The following is an 18,588-nucleotide window of genomic DNA, read 5'->3' as shown; positions in this document are numbered from 1 at the left end:
GTGACGCCCCGCAAGCCCCGTGCCCCAGCCCCCGACCCGTCCCACCCCGCCAGCACGCTGGGCGTGCGTCTGCGGCATGCGCGGCTGGTCGCCGGCTTCACGCTGCTGGAGCTGGCACAGCGGGCCGAATGCTCGGAAAGCCTGATCTCCAAGATCGAACGCAGGTCGGCCACCCCGTCCCTGGCCATGCTGCACCGGCTGGCGGTGGCATTGAACACCAATATCGCGGCCCTGACCGCGGAAGGCTCGCCCAACGCCGGCCCCATCCTGCGCCAGGGCGAGCGGCCCGTGATCCGCAGCGGCGGCCTCGGCCTGGAGCGGCTGGTGCTGCCCCAGCGCGGCGGCCTGCTCCAGGCCAACATCCACATCATCGACCCGGGGGAGGCCAGCGACGGCCAGATCGAGCACACCGGCGAAGAAATGGGCTACGTGCTGGAAGGCACCGTGGAGTTGCAGCTAGGGCATGAACGCTTCATCCTGCAGCCGGGCGATGCCTTCGCGTTCTCCAGCCAGGTGCCCCACGGCTACCGCAATGCCGGCGAAGTGGTGGCTCGCATCCTCTGGGTCAACTCGCCGGCGACGTTCTAGGCCGACTGCCACACCCACCACGCCAGCACGAACATCATCGCGCCGGTGAGCGTATCCAGTACCCGCCATGCACGCGGGTTGGCGAACACGCCCTGCAGCCGCCGCCCCGCGAAGGCCAGTACCACGAACCACACCAGGCTGGCCGAGGCCGCACCCAGCACGAAGACCCACTTGAGGCTGCCATCCTGCCGCGCGCCGATGGAGCCGATCAGCAGCACCGTGTCCAGGTACACATGGGGATTGAGCAGCGTGATGACCGCCAGTCCGCTCACCACGCCCAGCACGCCGCGGGCCACGCCGCTGCCCGCAGCATGAAGCCCCGCGTCGGGCGCAAAAAAGCGCGGTGCCACGCGAACAGGCCATAGGCCAGCAGGAACAGCGCGCCGCCCAGTTGCAGGGCATGCGCCAGGGTGGGCGAGCTGCCCAGTACCTGCGCCATGCCTGCCACACCCAGGCCCACCAGCAGTGCGTCGCTGGCCACGCACCAGGCCACGCACACGCCCACGTGCCGGCCCTGCACCGCCTGGCGCAGCACATACAGGTTCTGCGCCCCGATGGAGACGATGAGCGACAGGCAGACGGTGAAGCCCGCAAGCCAGGAGGAGGAAACGGCAGTGGTGAACATGGGGGCATCGTAGGCCTCCGTCTGGTTTAAGTAAACTTCAAACTTCTAACCAATCTTTAGCAAAACTGAATGCTGGACTATGCTGCTCTGGAAGCCTTGGCCGCCGTGGTGCGCGAGGGCAGTTTCGAGCGCGCCGCACGGCGCCTGCACGTCACGTCCTCGGCCGTCTCGCAGCGCATCAAGCAGCTGGAGGAGCGCGTGGGCCAGGTGCTGGTGCAGCGCGGCACGCCCTGCACGGGCACCGATGCGGGCCGGCGCCTGTGCCTGCACGTGGAGCAGGTGGCGTTGCTCGAGAACCAGTTGCGCCGCACCAATCCGGACCTGCTGCCCGATGCCCCCGCTCCTGCGCCCACACTCAAGCTGGCGGTGAACGCGGATTCGCTTTCCACCTGGTTCATGGAGGCCATGGCCGCCTTCACCGCCGGCGGCAACGAACTGCTGGACCTGCGCATCGACGACCAGGAACACACGGGCGAGCGCCTGCGCGAAGGCGAGGTGATCGCCGCCGTGACCGCCACCGGCACAGCCATCGCAGGCTGCAACACCTGGCCGCTGGGCACCATGCGCTACGTGGCCGCCACCAGCCCGGACTTCGCCGCACGCCACTTCGCCGACGGCGTGACACCCGCCGCACTGGCCCGCGCGCCCATCATGATCTACGACCGCAAGGACCGTCTGCAGGACCTGTGGATGCAGGCACACGGCCTGGCTTCGCGCACGCAGGCGCCGCGGCACTTCCTGCCGTCCAACTTCGGCTACGTGCGCGCCTGCGAGATCGGCATGGGCTGGGGCATGCACCCCACGGTGCTGATCGACCGGCAGTTGCAGGACGGCACGCTGGTGGAGCTGCTGCCGGGCCGCACGCTGGACGTGCCGCTCTACTGGGCCCATCCGCGCAGCGCGCAGCAAGCATTGGACAGGCTGACTCAATGCGTGATGGGCGCTGCGCGGCGGTGGCTGGAGCCTGGCGCTACCTGATTGATAGCTGCTTGCGCTTGCTGGATAAGCGCTGGAGGCAATTTTGATACAGATCCACAAAAAAGCCTTTGGGGACTTGCGCCAAAAGGCACGCGTCCTTCGCAAAGTCCCACTACCATTGCCCTCCCATGCGGGAGTCCCAGGAGAAGGTGCAATGTTGACGTGGTTCGACCCTGCTGAATCAGCCAGCCACGATGCTTGACCGGGTAAGCAGCACCATCGCCCCGCTGCGGTTTCTCGCATTCGGCGCCACGTTCGTGATCGCGTTCGCGGTGTGCAGCACCCGTTTTGCAGACATACGCATCGCGTTGCTTCTGGGCTTCAATACCGCGGCGCTGGTTTTCCTGGGACTGGTGTTGCCGCTGCTGAACGACAACCCCGGCTCCATGCGCCGCACAGCCCAGGCCAACGATGCCAACCGCGCGGTTCTGCTGGCCATCACCGCACTCCTGTCCCTGGTGATCCTGTTCAGTATCGGGACGCTCATTGCGGGCAAGGCGTCCCTGCACTGGCAAGGCATCAGCCTCGTCGTCGGTGCACTCGCCCTTTCATGGATCTTCGCCAACACCGTCTTCGCCCTGCACTACGCCCATCTCTACTACCTGCAGGACAGCGGCGGAGACAGGGGCGGCCTGCAAGTGCCCGACACCCCTGCGCCCACCTATTGGGACTTTCTTTATTTCAGCTTCACCTTGGGCATGACGTTCCAGACCTCCGACATTGCGGTCACCGGGGCCCACATGCGCAAGGTCGTGCTGGGCCATTCGGTCATGGCATTTCTTTTCAACATGGGGGTCCTGGCCTTCACCGTGAATGCGCTGGGCGGACTGTGAACAGGAATTGCCGCACCCCACCCCAATGACACCCCCGGCTCGGAGCCGTACTCGTTCAACATCCTTCCACTTCACATGCAAATTGCCACCTGGAATATCAACTCCCTGTCCGTCCGCCTGCCGCAAGTGCTGGCCTGGCTACAAGCCAACCCTGTGGATGCCATCGGCCTGCAAGAGCTGAAATTAGTGGACGAGAAATTCCCGCACGATGCGTTCGAGGCTGCCGGCTACCACGCCGTGTGCTTCGGCCAGAAGACGTACAACGGTGTCGCGATCCTCAGCCGCACGCCGATGCGCGACGTGGTGCGCAACATCCCGGGTCACGACGACGCACAGGCGCGCGTGATCGCCGCTACGCTGGACACGCCGCAGGGCCCTCTGCGGCTGGTGAACTGCTACTTCGTGAATGGGCAAGCCCCGGGCACGGACAAGTTCGACTACAAGATGCTGTGGCTTACCGCCCTGCACCGCTGGCTGCGCGAGGAGATGCTGGCGCACTCGCGTCTGGCGCTGGTGGGCGACTTCAATGTGGCGCCCGAGGACCGTGATTCGTTCGACCCCGTGGGCCTGAAGGACACCATCCACCACACGGTGGAGGAGCGCACGCATTTCCGCCAGTTGCTGGAGCTGGGCCTGACCGATGCGTTCCGCCTGTTCGAGCAGCCCGAGAAGAGCTATTCGTGGTGGGACTACCGCATGCTGGGCTTTCAGAAGAACCGCGGGCTGCGCATCGACCACGTGCTGGTGAGCGATGCGCTGCGCGGCGAGGTCACGGCCTGCCGTATCGACCGCGCGCCGCGCAAGAACCCGCAGCCCAGCGACCACGCACCCGTGGTGGTGACGCTGGGCTGAAGCCGTCAGCCGTCAGGGCTGGCGGTCGCGCAGGGCGCGGATTTCGTCGTGGTTGCGCTGCACGCCCTGGGCCTGGCGCTCCACCAGGGCGCGCACGGAGGCCGGCAGCGTGGCCTTGAGGGCCTTGCGGTAGCGTGCCACGGCGGCGTCTTCGCCGCGTTCGCATTCTTCCAGCACGGCCTTGTCGTCGTTGCTGCTGAAGGCCGCCTTCACCGACACCCAGCCGCGGTGCAGCGCGCCGGCCACGGTGCCGCCCGACGAGGGCTCGCCGCCATAGGAACGGATTTCGCGCTCCAGTTCAGCGGCAGCGGTCGCGCATTCGCCGGCATGGCGCAACAGGATCTGCTTGAGCTCCGGGCTGTCGCTGCGCTCGGCCGAGGTGCGGAAGCCGTATTCGCCGTCGCGACTGCATTCGAGCAGGTCGTCCAGCACGTCCACCACGTCCTCGTTGTCCACCAGCACCGTCTCGCTCGCCACGGCAGAGCCGGTCAGCGCGCTGCCACGGGCGCGGTCCCACGCGGCGCGGGTCGCGGGACGGGCCTGCTCCCATTCCAGCGGGCTGGTGGCGCGGGCATGGCCCCAATCGCGCGAGAGCTGGGGCTCCACAGCTTCGAAGTCGCCCTCGTACCGGCCCACGGCGCTCCAGCCAAGCTCGTAGGCGGGACGGTATTCGTCATACGTGCGGCCGGCAACGTAGTACGGCTCGCGTTCGTAGGTGTCGCGCCAGTAGGCGTCTTCGGCGGTGGGGTCGATCGACTCGGCTGCAGCCTTGCCCGCCAGCCCGCCCACCACCGCACCGGCCACGCCACCGACCGCGGCGCCCACAGGCCCTCCGAACGAGCCTGCCGCAGCGCCGGCCACGGCACCGCCCGCAGCGCCAATGCCCGTCCCGATGGGGTGCGCCCCCGGTTCGTTGGTCAGGGGGTCTCGGTTGTCATCCTTGAAATCCGACATGAATCGACTCCGGTTGGTTGAACAATGGAGCCATTCTCAAAGCCGGCCCGCCCCCGTCGGGTCAGCAGGCGGACGACCCGGCTGTAGGACGCGCCGCCCACCCGCAGGCAGCGCTTTTCCCACAGCCGCAAGCTACAAATAAAGGAGCTGCTTGTGCTTGACTGGCAAGCGCTAGAGCCTATTTTCACCCTTCATCCGGTGCATCCAGACCCAGTTCCTGGATCTTGCGGGTGATGGTGTTGCGGCCGATGCCCAGGCGCTGCGCCGCCTCCATGCGCCGCCCGTGGGTCAGGTGCAGCGCGGTGCGGATCAGCTGCGACTCGAAGCGCCGCGAGAGTTCACCCCACACGTCGGGCAGCCCATCGTGCAGGAGCTTCTGCGCCTCGCTTTCCAGCGCAGGCTCCCAACCGGCCAGCGGCAGGGCCTGCACGGGTGCGGGGGCGGCGGGTGCCACCACCGGCACCGGGGCGAAGGGAGGCGCCTCCACCGGCACGGCGGGTTGCGCCGGAGCCGCCACCGGCAGGGACGCGGAGCCGGAGGAGGCGTCCAGCACCTCGGGGGGCAGGTCCTGCGGCGAGATCACCTGGGCCGGCGCCATCACCGTGAGCCAGTGGCAGATGTTCTCCAACTGGCGCACATTGCCCGGGAAGCCGAAGCGTGTGAGCAGCGCCAGCGCGCCCTCGGAGATGCGCTTGGGCTCCACGCCGAGCTGGCGCGCGCTCTGCTGCAAAAAGTGGCGCGTGAGCATGGGCACGTCCTCGCTGCGCTCCCGCAGCGCGGGCAGGCGCAGTCGGATGACGTTGAGGCGGTGGAACAGGTCTTCGCGGAATGCGCCGTCCTTCACCCGCTGCTCCAGGTTCTGGTGCGTGGCGGCGATCACGCGCACGTGCGCCTTCACAGCGGCGTGGCCGCCCACGCGGTAGAACTGGCCGTCCGAGAGAACACGCAGCAGGCGCGTCTGCAGGTCGAACGGCATGTCGCCGATCTCGTCGAGGAACAGCGTGCCGCCCTCGGCCTGCTCGAAGCGGCCGCGCCGCTGGGTCTGCGCGCCGGTGAAGGCGCCGCGCTCGTGGCCGAACAGCTCGGACTCCAGCAGGTCCTTGGGGATGGCGGCGGTATTGATGGCGATGAACGGCCCGTCCGCCACGGGCGAGTGCCGGTGCAGCGCGCGCGCCACCAGTTCCTTGCCTGCGCCCGACTCGCCCGTGATGAGCACGGTGACCACGCTCTGGGACAGCCGCCCGATGGCGCGGAACACGTCCTGCATGGCCGGGGCCTGGCCCAGCATCTCGGGCGCGGCGGCGTGCTGCAGCTCGGCCACGTCCTCGCGCTGGCTCTCCTCCACGGCGCGGCGGATCAGCTCCACCGCGCGGGGCAGGTCGAAGGGCTTGGGCAGGTATTCGAAGGCGCCGCCCTGGAAGGCAGAGACGGCGCTGTCCAGGTCGGAATAAGCCGTCATGACGATGACCGGCAGGCCCGGCTGCTGCTTGCGCACCTGCTCGAGCAGGTGCAGGCCTGATCCGCCGGGCATGCGGATGTCGCTCACCAGTACCTGCGGGCCCTGGTGCGCGCCCTCGCCCGCGGCCACCTCGGCCAGGGCGTCGAGCACGTCGCGCGCCTGGGTGAAGCTGCGTGTGGGCAGGTTCTCGCGGGCCAGCGCTTTTTCGAGGACGAAGCGGATCGAGGGGTCGTCATCCACTATCCAGATCGGCTTCATTACAGTCTTTGCTCCGTTGTTGCGTGTCGCGGACCTCAGGGCAGCGGGATGAGGATGCGGAAGTCGGTGCGGCCCGGCGCGCTCTCGCACTCGATCAAGCCATGGTGCTGTTGCACAAAGGTTTGCGCCAGCGTCAGGCCCAGCCCCGATCCCCCGTCCCGGCCCGTCACCAGCGGATAGAAGATCCGCTCCTTGATGGCGTCGGGCACACCCGGTCCGTTGTCGATGACATGCAATTCCAGTGCCAGCCGGTAGCGCTGGCGGCCGAAGGTGATCTGCCGCGCCACGCGGGTGCGCAGCGTGATCTCCGCGTCGCCCGTGGCGATGCGCCCGGCCAGCGCCTGCGCGGCGTTCTGCACGATGTTGAGCACGGCCTGTATGAGCTGCGCCCGGTCGCCCCGGAATTCGGGGATGGAGGTGTCGTAGTCGCGCAGCACGCGCAGGCCCTGCGGGTGCTCGGCCAGCACCAGGGCGCGCACGCGTTCGCAGACCTCGTGGATGTTCACGTCGCCCACCAGGTGGGGATGGCGGTGCGGCGCCAGCAGGCGGTCCACCAGGCTCTGCAGCCGGTCAGCCTCGTGAATGATGACCTGGGTGTATTCGGCCAGTTCGGGCCGGTCCAGCTCCATCTCCAGCAGTTGCGCCGCGCCGCGGATGCCGCCCAGGGGGTTCTTGATCTCGTGCGCCAGGTTGCGGATCAGCTCCTTGTGCGCCTGCGCCTGCTCGCGCAGGCGTTCCTCGCGGTCCTGGCGGGCCTGTGCCTCCAGCGGCCACAGCTCTACGAGCACGTCGCCGCCCGGCTCCACCACGGCCACGCTGGCGTGCACGGGCAGCGGCTCCTGCTGCGGGCGGCGCAGCACGGCCTCGAAGCGCAGCGCGGCGAAGTCCTGCCCGCGCGCCCCGGCCAGCGCGTGCTGCAGCATGCCGGGGTCGGTGAACCAGTGCGGAAAGTCCGCCCCTTCGAGCATGCGGCGCGAGAGGCCCAAGGCGTTTTCCAGCGCGGCATTGACGAACGCCGTGTTGCCGTCGGGGTGCAGCACGGCGATCAGCGTGGAGACGAGGTCCAGCGCCTGGTAGCGCTCGGACGGCGGCGCGGGCGCCGGGGAAGTGGTGGGCGGCTGCTGGATGATCGTGCCCTCGTGCGCGTTTTACTTGTTCAGGCGGGCCAGCTCGCGCTTGATGCCGGCCACGTCGGCCTCGGCGCGCGTCACGCTGGCCTTGAGCTCGGCCGTGCGCTCAATGTAGCCCTGCGGGTTGCGCAGCTCCAGCGCGGTGCGCTGGGGCGAGCCATCGTTGTATTCCCGGCGCAGGTCGGCCAGGCGCGCTTCGGCCTTGCGCAGCTCGGCCTCCAGGATGGCACGCGCGTCGGCGTCGCGGGCGCGCTGGTCGGCCGTGTCCACGCGTGGCGTGTTCGCGGGCGCAGTGCTGGCGGAGCCCCCGCCGCCTGCAGGCGCCGCCGGGGCTGCCGCCGGACGCGAACCTTGCAGCACCGTCACATTGCCACCTTCCACGAGCTTGCAGCCACGCTCCCGGGCCTGCGTGGCGTTGTTGGTGTATTCGTTGCCGCAGCGGTAGATGCGGTCCTGCGCCCAGGCGGGCTGGAGCGCGGCGACGGCGGCGGTCAAGGCGAGCAATGTGTTCTTCATGGAAATCCTCACGGGGCATGCGTGCCGCATGCATGGCGGTCGAGTATCCCCCAATCACCCCATGCAGCCAATCACGGCCGCCCGGACCGGCAGGGATTGCATGCGGGCCCTCGATGCAAAAAGGCGGCTCGCAGCCGCCTTTTTTCTACCATGAGCGAGATTGGCCTCCCGCGCAAATCACAGCGAGTAGTACATGTCGTATTCGACCGGGTGCGGTGCCATGCGGAAGCGCTGCACCTCGCCCATCTTCAGCTCGATGTAGGCGTCGAGCATGGCATCGGAGAACACGCCGCCCTTGGTCAGGAAGCCGCGGTCCTTGTCCAGCGATTCCAGCGCCTGGTCCAGGCTGTGGCACACGGTGGGCACCAGCTTGTCTTCCTCGGGCGGCAGGTGGTACAGGTCCTTGGTGGCGGCTTCGCCGGGATGGATCTTGTTCTCCACGCCGTCCAGGCCGGCCATCATCAGGGCCGAGAAGCACAGGTAAGGGTTGGCTGAAGGATCGGGGAAGCGCGCCTCGATGCGGCGGCCCTTGGGGTTGGCCACGTAGGGGATGCGGATCGACGCCGAGCGGTTGCGCGAGCTGTAGGCCAGCTTCACGGGTGCCTCGAAGCCGGGCACCAGGCGCTTGTAGCTGTTGGTGCCGGGGTTGGTGATGGCATTGAGCGCACGGGCGTGCTTGATGATGCCGCCGATGTAGTACAGCGCGAAGTCCGACAGGCCGGCGTAGCCGTCGCCCGCGAACAGGTTCTTGCCGTCCTTCCAGATGGACTGGTGCACGTGCATGCCCGAGCCGTTGTCGCCCGCATAGGGCTTGGGCATGAAGGTCGCCGTCTTGCCATAGGCGTTGGCCACGTTCCAGATCACGTATTTCATGACCTGGGTCCAGTCGGCGCGCTCGACCAGCGTGCTGAACTTGGTGCCGATTTCGTTCTGGCCGGCGCCCGCGACTTCATGGTGGAACACCTCGACCGGAATGCCCAGTTGCTCCAGCACCAGCACCATCTCGGCACGCATGTCGTGCGTGCTGTCCACCGGCGGCACCGGGAAGTAGCCGCCCTTGGTGGTGGGACGGTGGCCGCGGTTGCCGCCTTCGAGCTTGGCGCCGCTGTTCCAGGGAGCCTCGTATTCCTCGATCTCGAAGAACACCTTGCCGGGCTCGTTACTCCAGCGCACGCCGTCGAAGATGAAGAATTCGGGCTCGGGGCCGAAGTAGGCGGTGTCGCCCAGGCCGGAGGCCTTCAGGTAGGCCTCGGCGCGCTTGGCGATGGAACGCGGGTCGCGGTCGTAGGCCTTGCCGTCGCCCGGCTCCACCACGTCGCACTGCAGGAACAGCGTGGTTTCCTCGAAGAACGGGTCGATGTTGGCGGTGCTGGGATCGGGCATGAGCTGCATGTCCGAGGCTTCGATGCCCTTCCAGCCGGCAACGGAGGAACCGTCGAACGCATGGCCGGAGGTGAACTTGTCTTCGTCGAAATGCGAAACCGGCACGGTCACGTGCTGTTCCTTGCCACGGGTGTCCGTGAAGCGGAAGTCCACGAACTTGACCTCGTTCTCCTTCACCATCTTCATCACGTCTGCAACGGTCTTGGCCATCAGGGTTCTCCAGGAATAGAAGTGCTCATCAAAAATGACGAGGCAGAAAAAGCAGATTGCATGCCAGCACCGCCACCCCTGCCCGGCGGTAAAACCGCGCAGGTCTTTGACGCAAGCTCGGCGACAACGCACCAATAGAGTGCCGGATTCTAGATGGCAGCCGCCATCACAAATGCCGCACCATTTCAGGGCCTATGGTCGCACCAAAATCGTGCAGTCCTGTGCGTAGCGCATGCCAGGCTGCCGGCACCTTGTCTGCATCGCCCTTGACGCCCAGCTCCACGTGGCGTCCGTGCACCGGATGGTCCACGCTGGGCAGGCTGAAGACCTTGATGCCGGGATGCTCGGCCTCGATGCGCTCCATCAGCGGAGTGAGGGCGCCTTCCATCGCGCCGTAGAGCACGACGGAATGCTCCGTCTGCGGCCGGCGGTTGAACCACCGGGCGCAGTAGCGCTCCAGCACCCACTCCACCATGGGCCAGGCCATCACCGGAAAGCCCGGGACGAAATGCACCATGCCGCCGCCCGGTCCGTCGCAGGAGAAGCCGGGAATCTTGTTGTACGGGTTGGGGATGATGCGTGCGCCCTGCGGGAACACGCCCATGTTGAGCCGGTGCAGGTTGTCCGGCCGCTCGGGCTCGAAGGCCGTGCCCTGCTCGCGCGCCACGTCCTGCATGCGCTCGCGGATCAGGGCCTGCGCCTCGGGGTGCGGCGCCAGCGGCAGCTCCAGCGCGGCGGCAGCGCATTGGCGGGTATGGTCGTCGGGCGTGGCGCCGATGCCGCCGCAGCTGAAGACGATGTCCGGGGAGGCGAACGCCTTGCGCAGCGCGGCGGTGATGCGGGGCCGGTCGTCTCCCACATAGTCCGCATAGGCCAGCCCCAGGCCCCGGGCCGCCAGGAGCTCGATGACCTTGGGCAGATGCTTGTCGGCACGCTTGCCGGAGAGGATCTCGTCGCCGACGATGATGAGACCGAAGGAAGGCGTCATGGTGAGGGATTGTCGAGCAGGGGCGGCGCCTGCGCATCCGCAGGAGCGGGAAGGGGCTCTCCGCGCTCCTGCCGCAGCCGCTGCAGGGCAGCCAGGCAGAAATGGGTGAACCAGAGGGAGGAAAAGGCGAACACCAGGGTGTAGATCCAGATGGCGATCGGCACCAGCACGAAGAACGCCGCGGCGAACACCACGCCCGAGGCCCACACGATGCCTGGCGCAGCACCCAGGAAGCCGCTGAGCACGCCGATCAGCAGAAGGCTCCACTGGTGGCGCTTGAACAGCGTCTGGCGCTCTTCCTTGCTGGCATGCTCTGCCAGCGCATCGAAAGCCATCACCCGGTAGGTGAGCCACCCCCAGATCAACGGCGGCAGGATGAGCACGAGCGGCGGCACCAGCCACAGCGGCACGGACACGGCCAGCGCCACCAGAGCCGCGAGGGTGGAGCCCAGCGACCACAAGACGCTGACGAGAAAGGAGCCGCCCCGCTTGCGCTCCAGGCCAGGGAAACGCCGCTGCGCAACCAGCGTCACCACAGCCGGCGCCATCAGCAGGGCCACCGCCAGTACGCAGACGATGACGATGAGCGGCGTGGCCGCGAGCACCACGAGCACCGGTGCCAAGACGCCCGGCAGGTCACCGGCGCCGAATCCACGCAGCCAGCCCCACAGCATGCCGAGCCAGTCCGCATTCTCGAGCGCGCCCTGCACCCAGGCCACCGCCGGCGCCCAAAGAAATAGCCGCACGCGGCGGCCACGACGGCGATGAGCAGCAGCGGCAGCAGCGACAGCGCCACGACGCGCGGGACCAGGCAATATCCTGCCGCGCGCCAAAAGGAATCAAGAAGAGGTCCCATGCCGGCCAAGCATAGCGCCATTGCAGGCAACGCTCAGGCGCGCCCAGCCAGGCGCAGCAGCCCGCGCCACTGCTGCCTCCAGAACCCTCGGCCATAGTCCCGCAACCGTCCGTCCGGGCCCGGCCGTACCTGGTCGCTCACGCCCGTAGGCTCGTAGCGGCGGTCGAAATTCGCCGTGCCGAACAGCATGTCCCACCAGGGCAGCAGTACACCGAAGTTGCAGCCTGGCGGGACGCGGGCCTCCGCGGCAGGCACGCCTGCATCTCCGATCGCGTGGTGCAGCCGGTGAAAGCGCGGGCTGACCCACAGGCGGTCGCCCAGCGCACCGAATCCCAGCCGCAGGTTGGCATGGTGCAGGTTCTCGCTGAGCTGCGTGAGCGCCACGATCGCGATGAACTGGCCCGGCGCCACGCCGATGGCTTGCGCCACGAAGACCAGGAGCGTGTCGCGCAGCAGGTCGTCCAGCAAATGGTTGCGGCTGTCGCTCCACATCGTCATCTGGCGCTGCGAGTGGTGCAGCGCATGCAGGCGCCACCACCAGTCCCAGCGGTGCTGGGCCCGGTGGATGGCATAGTCGGCGCAGTCGAACACCAGCAGGTACAGCAGCAGGCTCACCAGGGGCCTGTCGGTCACGCCAGGCCACAGTCCATCCAGCTGGAACGTGCTCAGCCCCTGGATGCGCAGCGCACCGAACAGGCCGTCCCACAGCGGCTCGACAGAGAAGAACAGGACCAGGCGAAACACCCCGAGGCGGTGGATGAGCGTGTACAGCACATCGGTACGGATGGCAGCTCGGTCCACCACCGGCTCCACCGGTCTCCAGCGCTCCAGGGGAGCGATGACCACCAGCATCACCGCCAATTGCAGCAGCCCGACCAGCAGCCAGCCCGTGGCGGCATAGGCATCCTCGAGCACGCCGGCCTGCCCCAGCGCGAACAGCACGGGCTGCACCACGGCCTCGAAAAGCCACTGCTGCGCGGCGTCAAAGAGTTGGGTCAGCCATGCCATGGTGTCTTACCGTTGCCGTATCCATTCAGCATAGCCGGGATGGTCGCGCAGGGTGCGAAAGCAAAACCCCCGCTCCTTCAATCCCTTGATGAGGGGCTCCAGCACAGCCGGCGCCCACGGATCCTTGCGCGACCAGATGCCCAGATGCGCCAGCAGGATGTCGCCATCGCGGATGGTGCGCAGCGCCTGCTCCAGCAGAGCGCGGTTGCTGTAGCGCTCGCTAGGCAGCTCGTCGCCCAGGAAGCCCGCGGGTGACCAGCCCACATGGGCATACCCGCACGCCTGGGCAGTAGCCAGCAGACGCTGCGAAGTCTTGCCGCCGGGCGCCCGGAAGAGGGGCAGCGGCTCCTTGCCCGTAATGTCCCGCAGCCTGCGGGCAGCCGCGTCGATCTGCGCGCAATACTGCGCTCCCGTGAGCGTGAACTCCTGTCCCGCCTGCGGCCCGGCAGAAGGACGCACGCGGAACGACGGCTTGCCATCCGAACCTTCATCGGCCCGCCAGTAGACATGGTCCAGCGTGTGGGATGCGAACTCATGTCCCTCGGCTGCCCGGCTTTTCCACCACGCGGCCCAGTGCCCATCCAGACTGCCGCCACCGGTCTGCGTGCGTTCACTGGCAGCGAAAAAGGTCACCTTCACCTGTTGGCGCTGCAGCACCTCTGCCACCAGGGGCGCGACTCCCATGTGGCCGGTGTCGAACGTCAGGTATACAGTGGAATCACAGGCATTTTCGGCTATAGCGCTTACAGGGAAAGCGCCAGCAGCTATCAATAATGCAGCAATACTAATCCGATGCCACCGTGTGCGCAGCGCCTGCAGGCCGCGCAGCACCTCAGCGCGCAGCATGCCGCAGCGTCCATACGCCGTGGGGCGATTTTCCGACGGGAATGGCACGGACCACCTTGCGCTCGCTGGTATCGATCACCAGCATTTTGCGCGCCCAGCGCGCACTGACATACAGGAAGCGCCCGTCCGCCGAGACATCCATGCAATCCGGGCCGCCCGGCGCGGGGAAGCTGTCCACCACGCGCCCGGCCCGCATGTCGATCTTGCTGATGGTGTTGGCTACCCGGTTGCTCACGTACAGGTGGATGCCATCGCCGGCTGCACGGAAGGCATGGGCGCCATTGCCGGTCTTGATGCGTTGCACGCTGCGCGGCACCTCCCCCGAGATGTCGAAGACTTCCACGCTGTCGCTGCCCGTGAGGCCGACGAACAGTTGCTTGCCGTCCGGGCTTCCATACACATCAGCCGGCATGGCGCCCGTCTTGGTCCGCCACCGGATCTTCTGGGTAGCAATGTCGATGGCGACCAGTTCATCGCTGTCCTGCATCGTCGAATACACCGTGCGGCTGCCGCTGTCTATCCACAGGTGGCTTGGCGTCTTGCTGGTGGGCACGCGCTGCACCAGCGTGAGATCCGTGCCGTCCCACCGGTAGAAATCCACATGGTTCAGCCGGTTCGCCGCCGTCACCAGCCATTTCATGTCAGGAGAGAAACGCAGGTGGTACGGATCGACGATACCCCGCAACGTGCGCTGCACCTGCGCCGTGCGCGGGTCGACGAAGGTGAGGCTGTCGCCAAGGGCATTCGCGACGATCAGCGATTTCTCGTCTGGAGTGAGATAGAGGTGGTGAGGCTCCTTGCCCGTGGGAATGCGCGCCGTTTCCGCCCAGGTGGCAGGGTCGATGACGCTGATGTCCGCCTGCAGGGAGTTGAGCACGAAAACCGGCGGCTCCGCATTCGCGTGCGCGCCCAGCGTCGCCACCGCGGCAATCCACGCGCCAACGATGTGCTTGTACATTCCCTTCATCACCCGGCCCCTTTCGGCACGACACGCCCGCGGAACCGGACGATCACTCGGCGCGACGACATGCACGCCAGCGACATCAACGCGAACACGGCATGCAGCGTTGACGCCCTTCTTGCGTATGGCGCATGCCTACTTCAAAAGCGCCAAATCTTCCTCATTCAGCCAGCGCCATTGCCCAGGCTGCAGATCCTCGGGCAGCGCCAGGCCGCCGATACGCGAGCGATGCAGTGCCTCCACCCGGTTGCCAACCGCGGCGACCATCCGCTTGACCTGGTGGTACTTGCCCCCGGTCAATGTCAGGTCCATCTGCCGCTCCCCTTTCAGCACGCAAGCTGCCGCACGCACGGGCAGGGGATCGTCGTCCAGCACCACGCCGCTCAACAGGCGTTCGACTTGAACGGCTTCCACGGCATGCTTGGTCGTCACCTCGTACACCTTGGGAACATACTTCTTGGGAGAACTCATCCGGTGGATGAACTGCCCATCATCGCTGAGCAGCACCAAGCCTGTCGTATCCTGGTCCAGCCGTCCCACCGCCTGCACGCCATTCACGGCGCCCTTGCCCGGCCGTTGGCGTAAGGGGGCTGGCAGCAAGGTATAGATGCTCGGATAGGCGGAAGGGCGTTGGGAACACTCCGTCCCGGCGGGCTTGTGCAGCATCAGGTAAGCCTTGGCGTGGTACGCCCAGTCCACGCCTTGAACACGCAACATCAACCCCTCTTCCTCGAACTCTGCAGCCGCATCCGTGCAAACCGCAGACTCTCTAGAGCCATTCTGATAAACAGCCACCAATCCCTGCTGGATCAACCCTGCGCAGACACGGCGAGTACCAAAACCCTGCGAATAGAGAATTTCCTGAATCTGCATGTTTTCCTTCCAAAGCAAAACGCCCCCCTGCACGTAGGTACAGGGGGGCGGTTTGGGCTGTAAGAGCCTGACGATGACCTACTTTCACACGGGAACCCGCACTATCATCGGCGCGAAGTCGTTTCACTGTCCTGTTCGGGATGGGAAGGAGTGGTACCAACTTGCTATGGTCATCAGGCATAACTTGGTGCTGCTGCGGCGCGATGCCACAGCGGCGAATTCATAGAGTCGACTCTTTAACTTGATTGCGTGCTTGGCATAACTAGTCATGAACTGCGCCTGTGGATGGGCAGTCAAAGTTATAGGGTCAAGCCGCACGGGCAATTAGTACTGGTTAGCTCAAGCGCTTGCACGCCTTCCACACCCAGCCTATCAACGTCGTGGTCTACAACGACCCTTCAGGGGGCTCGAGGCCCCGGCAGATCTCATCTTGAAACGAGTTTCCCGCTTAGATGCTTTCAGCGGTTATCTCTTCCACACTTAGCTACTCGGCGATGCCACTGGCGTGACAACCGATACACCAGAGGTGTGTCCACTCCGGTCCTCTCGTACTAGGAGCAGGCTTCCTCAAATCTGCAGCGCCCACGGAAGATAGGGACCAAACTGTCTCACGACGTTTTAAACCCAGCTCACGTACCTCTTTAAATGGCGAACAGCCATACCCTTGGGACCGACTACAGCCCCAGGATGAGATGAGCCGACATCGAGGTGCCAAACACCGCCGTCGATATGAACTCTTGGGCGGTATCAGCCTGTTATCCCCAGAGTACCTTTTATCCGTTGAGCGATGGCCCTTCCATACAGAACCACCGGATCACTATGTCCTGCTTTCGCATCTGCTCGACTTGTCAGTCTCGCAGTTAAGCACGCTTATGCCATTGCACTATCGTCACGATGTCCGACCGTAACTAGCGTACCTTCGAACTCCTCCGTTACACTTTGGGAGGAGACCGCCCCAGTCAAACTGCCTACCATGCACTGTCCCCGATCCAGCTAATGGACCTAGGTTAGAACCTCAAACGCACCAGGGTGGTATTTCAACGTTGGCTCCATGAGATCTAGCGACCTCACTTCAAAGCCTCCCACCTATCCTACACAGATCCGTTCAAAGTCCAATACAAAGCTACAGTAAAGGTTCATGGGGTCTTTCCGTCTTTCCGCGGGGAGATTGCATCATCACAAACATTTCAACTTCGCTGAGTCTCAGGAGGAGACAGTGTGGCCATCGTTACGCCATTCGTGCAGGTCGGAACTTACCCGACAAGGAATTTCGCTACCTTAGGACCGTTATAGTTACGGCCGCCGTTTACTGGGACTTCAATCAAGAGCTTGCACCCCATCATTTAATCTTCCAGCACCGGGCAGGCGTCACACCCTATACGTCCACTTTCGTGTTTGCAGAGTGCTGTGTTTTTATTAAACAGTCGCAGCCACCGATTTTTTGCAACCGCTTTGGGCTCCCTTTGTACAAGTTCACCTACTTGCGGCATACCTTCTCCCGAAGTTACGGTATCAATTTGCCGAGTTCCTTCTCCTGAGTTCTCTCAAGCGCCTTAGAATACTCATCTCGCGCACCAGTGTCGGTTTGCGGTACGGTCGTCAATAGCTGAAGCTTAGTGGCTTTTCCTGGAAGCAGGGTATCACTCACTTCGTGTGCAAGCACACTCGTTATCACCCCTCATCTCAGCCCGGCGGATTTGCCTACCGGGCACGACTACAGGCTTGAACCAACATATCCAACAGTTGGCTGAGCTAACCTTCTCCGTCCCCACATCGCACTATTGATCGGTACAGGAATATTGACCTGTTTCCCATCAGCTACGCATCTCTGCCTCGCCTTAGGGGCCGACTCACCCTACGCCGATGAACGTTGCGTAGGAAACCTTGCGCTTACGGCGAGCGGGCTTTTCACCCGCTTTAACGCTACTCATGTCAGCATTCGCACTTCTGATACCTCCAGCATCCATTACCAGACACCTTCACAGGCTTACAGAACGCTCTCCTACCACGCACAGTAAACTGTGCATCCGCAGCTTCGGTAACTGGCTTAGCCCCGTTACATCTTCCGCGCAGGACGACTCGATCAGTGAGCTATTACGCTTTCTTTAAATGATGGCTGCTTCTAAGCCAACATCCTGACTGTTTTAGCCTTCCCACTTCGTTTCCCACTTAGCCAATTTTAGGGACCTTAGCTGGCGGTCTGGGTTGTTTCCCTCTTGAGTCCGGACGTTAGCACCCGGTGCTCTGTCTCCCAAGCTGTACTCTGCAGTATTCGGAGTTTGCCTTGGTTTGGTAAGTCGCCATGACCCCCTAGCCAAAACAGTGCTCTACCCCCGCAGGTAATACTTGAGGCACTACCTAAATAGTTTTCGGAGAGAACCAGCTATTTCCAAGTTTGTTTAGCCTTTCACCCCTATCCACAGCTCATCCGCTAGTTTTGCAACACTAGTCGGTTCGGACCTCCAGTACCTGTTACGGCACCTTCATCCTGGCCATGGATAGATCACTTGGTTTCGGGTCTACACCCAGCGACTGAACGCCCTATTCGGACTCGATTTCTCTACGCCTCCCCTATTCGGTTAAGCTCGCCACTGAATGTAAGTCGCTGACCCATTATACAAAAGGTACGCCGTCACCCCTAAGGGCTCCGACTTTTTGTAAGCATGCGGTTTCAGGATCTATTTCACTCCCCTCCCGGGGTTCTTTTCGCCTTTCCCTCACGGTACTGGTTCACTATCGGTCGATGATGAGTATTTAGCCTTGGAGGATGGTCCCCCCATGTTCAGACAGGGTTTCTCGTGCCCCGCCCTACTTTTCTCTAGCTCAGTACCACACGTCTGTTTTCGCATACGGGGCTATCACCCACTATGGCCGGCCTTTCCATGCCGCTTTGCTAACAGTCGTGCTATCACTAGAAGGCTCCTCCGATTTCGCTCGCCACTACTTTCGGAATCTCGGTTGATGTCTTTTCCTCGAGCTACTGAGATGTTTCAGTTCACCCGGTTCGCCTCGCTGACCTATGTATTCAGTCAGCGATACCCTTGCGGGTAGGTTTCCCCATTCAGAAATCTCCGGATCAATGCTTATTTGCCAGCTCCCCGAAGCTTATCGCAGGCTATCACGTCTTTCGTCGCCTATCATCGCCAAGGCATCCACCACATGCTCTTAGTCACTTGACCCTATAACTTTGACCTCTCTTGCGAGAAGCCTCCATTTGAGTTCAAAGACTTGCGAGGTCTTTCACCTCGCGCGTTATGCCGTAATGTGAAT

The 18,588-nt window shown here is 64.4% G+C and carries 14 protein-coding genes, 2 rRNA genes and 2 pseudogenes; 4 read left to right on the top strand and 14 right to left on the bottom strand.

Going from position 1 to position 18,588, the window contains the following annotated elements; all coding sequences use genetic code 11:
- Positions 1-588, top strand: coding sequence for a cupin domain-containing protein (locus AAG689_RS04460; RefSeq protein ID WP_406624906.1), 588 nt, complete (start codon positions 1-3; stop codon positions 586-588).
- Here the strand turns inward: AAG689_RS04460 and AAG689_RS04455 are convergent.
- Positions 585-1,213: pseudogene (locus tag AAG689_RS04455) on the bottom strand (LysE/ArgO family amino acid transporter). The gene AAG689_RS04460 and the pseudogene AAG689_RS04455 overlap by 4 nt on opposite strands.
- Positions 1,214-1,282: 69 nt before the next feature.
- Here AAG689_RS04455 and AAG689_RS04450 point away from each other — a divergent pair.
- The 3 genes from AAG689_RS04450 to xth all read left to right on the top strand — a co-directional run bounded on the left by AAG689_RS04450 (position 1,283) and on the right by xth (position 3,876).
- Positions 1,283-2,191, top strand: coding sequence for an HTH-type transcriptional regulator ArgP (locus tag AAG689_RS04450; protein WP_406624905.1), 909 nt, complete (start codon positions 1,283-1,285; stop codon positions 2,189-2,191).
- A gap of 194 nt (positions 2,192-2,385) precedes the next feature.
- Entirely contained in the window at positions 2,386-3,024 is a 639-nt protein-coding gene (locus tag AAG689_RS04445) for a DUF1345 domain-containing protein (RefSeq protein WP_406624904.1), read from the top strand.
- A gap of 75 nt (positions 3,025-3,099) precedes the next feature.
- Positions 3,100-3,876, top strand: a complete 777-nt coding sequence (xth, locus tag AAG689_RS04440) for an exodeoxyribonuclease III (protein ID WP_406624903.1) — start codon at positions 3,100-3,102, stop codon at positions 3,874-3,876.
- A gap of 12 nt (positions 3,877-3,888) precedes the next feature.
- On the opposite strand, the gene AAG689_RS04435 is transcribed toward xth, so the two are convergent.
- The 13 genes and pseudogenes from AAG689_RS04435 to AAG689_RS04375 all read right to left on the bottom strand — a co-directional run bounded on the left by AAG689_RS04435 (position 3,889) and on the right by AAG689_RS04375 (position 18,497).
- The gene (locus tag AAG689_RS04435; RefSeq protein WP_406624902.1) at positions 3,889-4,830 is read right to left on the bottom strand and encodes a PA2169 family four-helix-bundle protein; all 942 of its coding nucleotides are present in this window, start codon (positions 4,828-4,830) and stop codon (positions 3,889-3,891) included.
- A gap of 184 nt (positions 4,831-5,014) precedes the next feature.
- Complete coding sequence (gene ntrC / locus AAG689_RS04430) at positions 5,015-6,547, bottom strand: nitrogen regulation protein NR(I) (RefSeq protein ID WP_406624901.1); 1,533 nt, start codon at positions 6,545-6,547, stop codon at positions 5,015-5,017.
- 35 nt (positions 6,548-6,582) lie between these two features.
- On the bottom strand, positions 6,583-7,614 hold the full coding sequence (glnL, locus tag AAG689_RS04425) for a nitrogen regulation protein NR(II) (protein ID WP_406626289.1): 1,032 nt from the start codon (positions 7,612-7,614) through the stop codon (positions 6,583-6,585).
- 81 nt (positions 7,615-7,695) lie between these two features.
- Complete coding sequence (locus tag AAG689_RS04420) at positions 7,696-8,193, bottom strand: hypothetical protein (RefSeq protein WP_406624900.1); 498 nt, start codon at positions 8,191-8,193, stop codon at positions 7,696-7,698.
- Between the two features lie 177 nt (positions 8,194-8,370).
- On the bottom strand, positions 8,371-9,786 hold the full coding sequence (gene glnA / locus AAG689_RS04415) for a type I glutamate--ammonia ligase (protein ID WP_020231072.1): 1,416 nt from the start codon (positions 9,784-9,786) through the stop codon (positions 8,371-8,373).
- A gap of 166 nt (positions 9,787-9,952) precedes the next feature.
- Complete coding sequence (locus AAG689_RS04410) at positions 9,953-10,774, bottom strand: competence/damage-inducible protein A (RefSeq protein WP_406624899.1); 822 nt, start codon at positions 10,772-10,774, stop codon at positions 9,953-9,955.
- A pseudogene (locus AAG689_RS04405) lies at positions 10,771-11,630 on the bottom strand (EI24 domain-containing protein). The gene AAG689_RS04410 and the pseudogene AAG689_RS04405 overlap by 4 nt, the downstream one beginning before the upstream one ends.
- Before the next feature lie 33 nt (positions 11,631-11,663).
- A complete protein-coding gene (locus tag AAG689_RS04400) occupies positions 11,664-12,638 on the bottom strand; it encodes a sterol desaturase family protein (protein ID WP_406624898.1) in 975 nt (324 codons plus the stop codon).
- Between the two features lie 6 nt (positions 12,639-12,644).
- Positions 12,645-13,484 (bottom strand): polysaccharide deacetylase family protein, encoded by an 840-nt coding sequence (locus AAG689_RS04395; RefSeq protein WP_406624897.1) that lies wholly within the window; start codon positions 13,482-13,484, stop codon positions 12,645-12,647.
- Positions 13,471-14,442, bottom strand: a complete 972-nt coding sequence (locus AAG689_RS04390; protein ID WP_406624896.1) for a YncE family protein — start codon at positions 14,440-14,442, stop codon at positions 13,471-13,473. The genes AAG689_RS04395 and AAG689_RS04390 overlap by 14 nt, the downstream gene beginning before the upstream one ends.
- 138 nt (positions 14,443-14,580) lie before the next feature.
- On the bottom strand, positions 14,581-15,318 hold the full coding sequence (locus tag AAG689_RS04385) for a 16S rRNA pseudouridine(516) synthase (protein ID WP_406624895.1): 738 nt from the start codon (positions 15,316-15,318) through the stop codon (positions 14,581-14,583).
- A 65-nt stretch (positions 15,319-15,383) separates the two neighbouring features.
- Positions 15,384-15,496 (bottom strand): 5S ribosomal RNA (gene rrf / locus AAG689_RS04380).
- Positions 15,497-15,621: 125 nt separating this feature from the next.
- A 23S ribosomal RNA gene (locus AAG689_RS04375) occupies positions 15,622-18,497 on the bottom strand.
- Positions 18,498-18,588 lie beyond the last annotated feature (91 nt).

Origin of the sequence: Acidovorax sp. SDU_ACID1, from assembly GCF_045291395.1 — a bacterium.
In the GTDB taxonomy this organism is placed as follows: Bacteria; Pseudomonadota; Gammaproteobacteria; order Burkholderiales; family Burkholderiaceae_C; genus MR-S7.
This window is presented reverse-complemented; position numbering and strand designations above follow the sequence as displayed.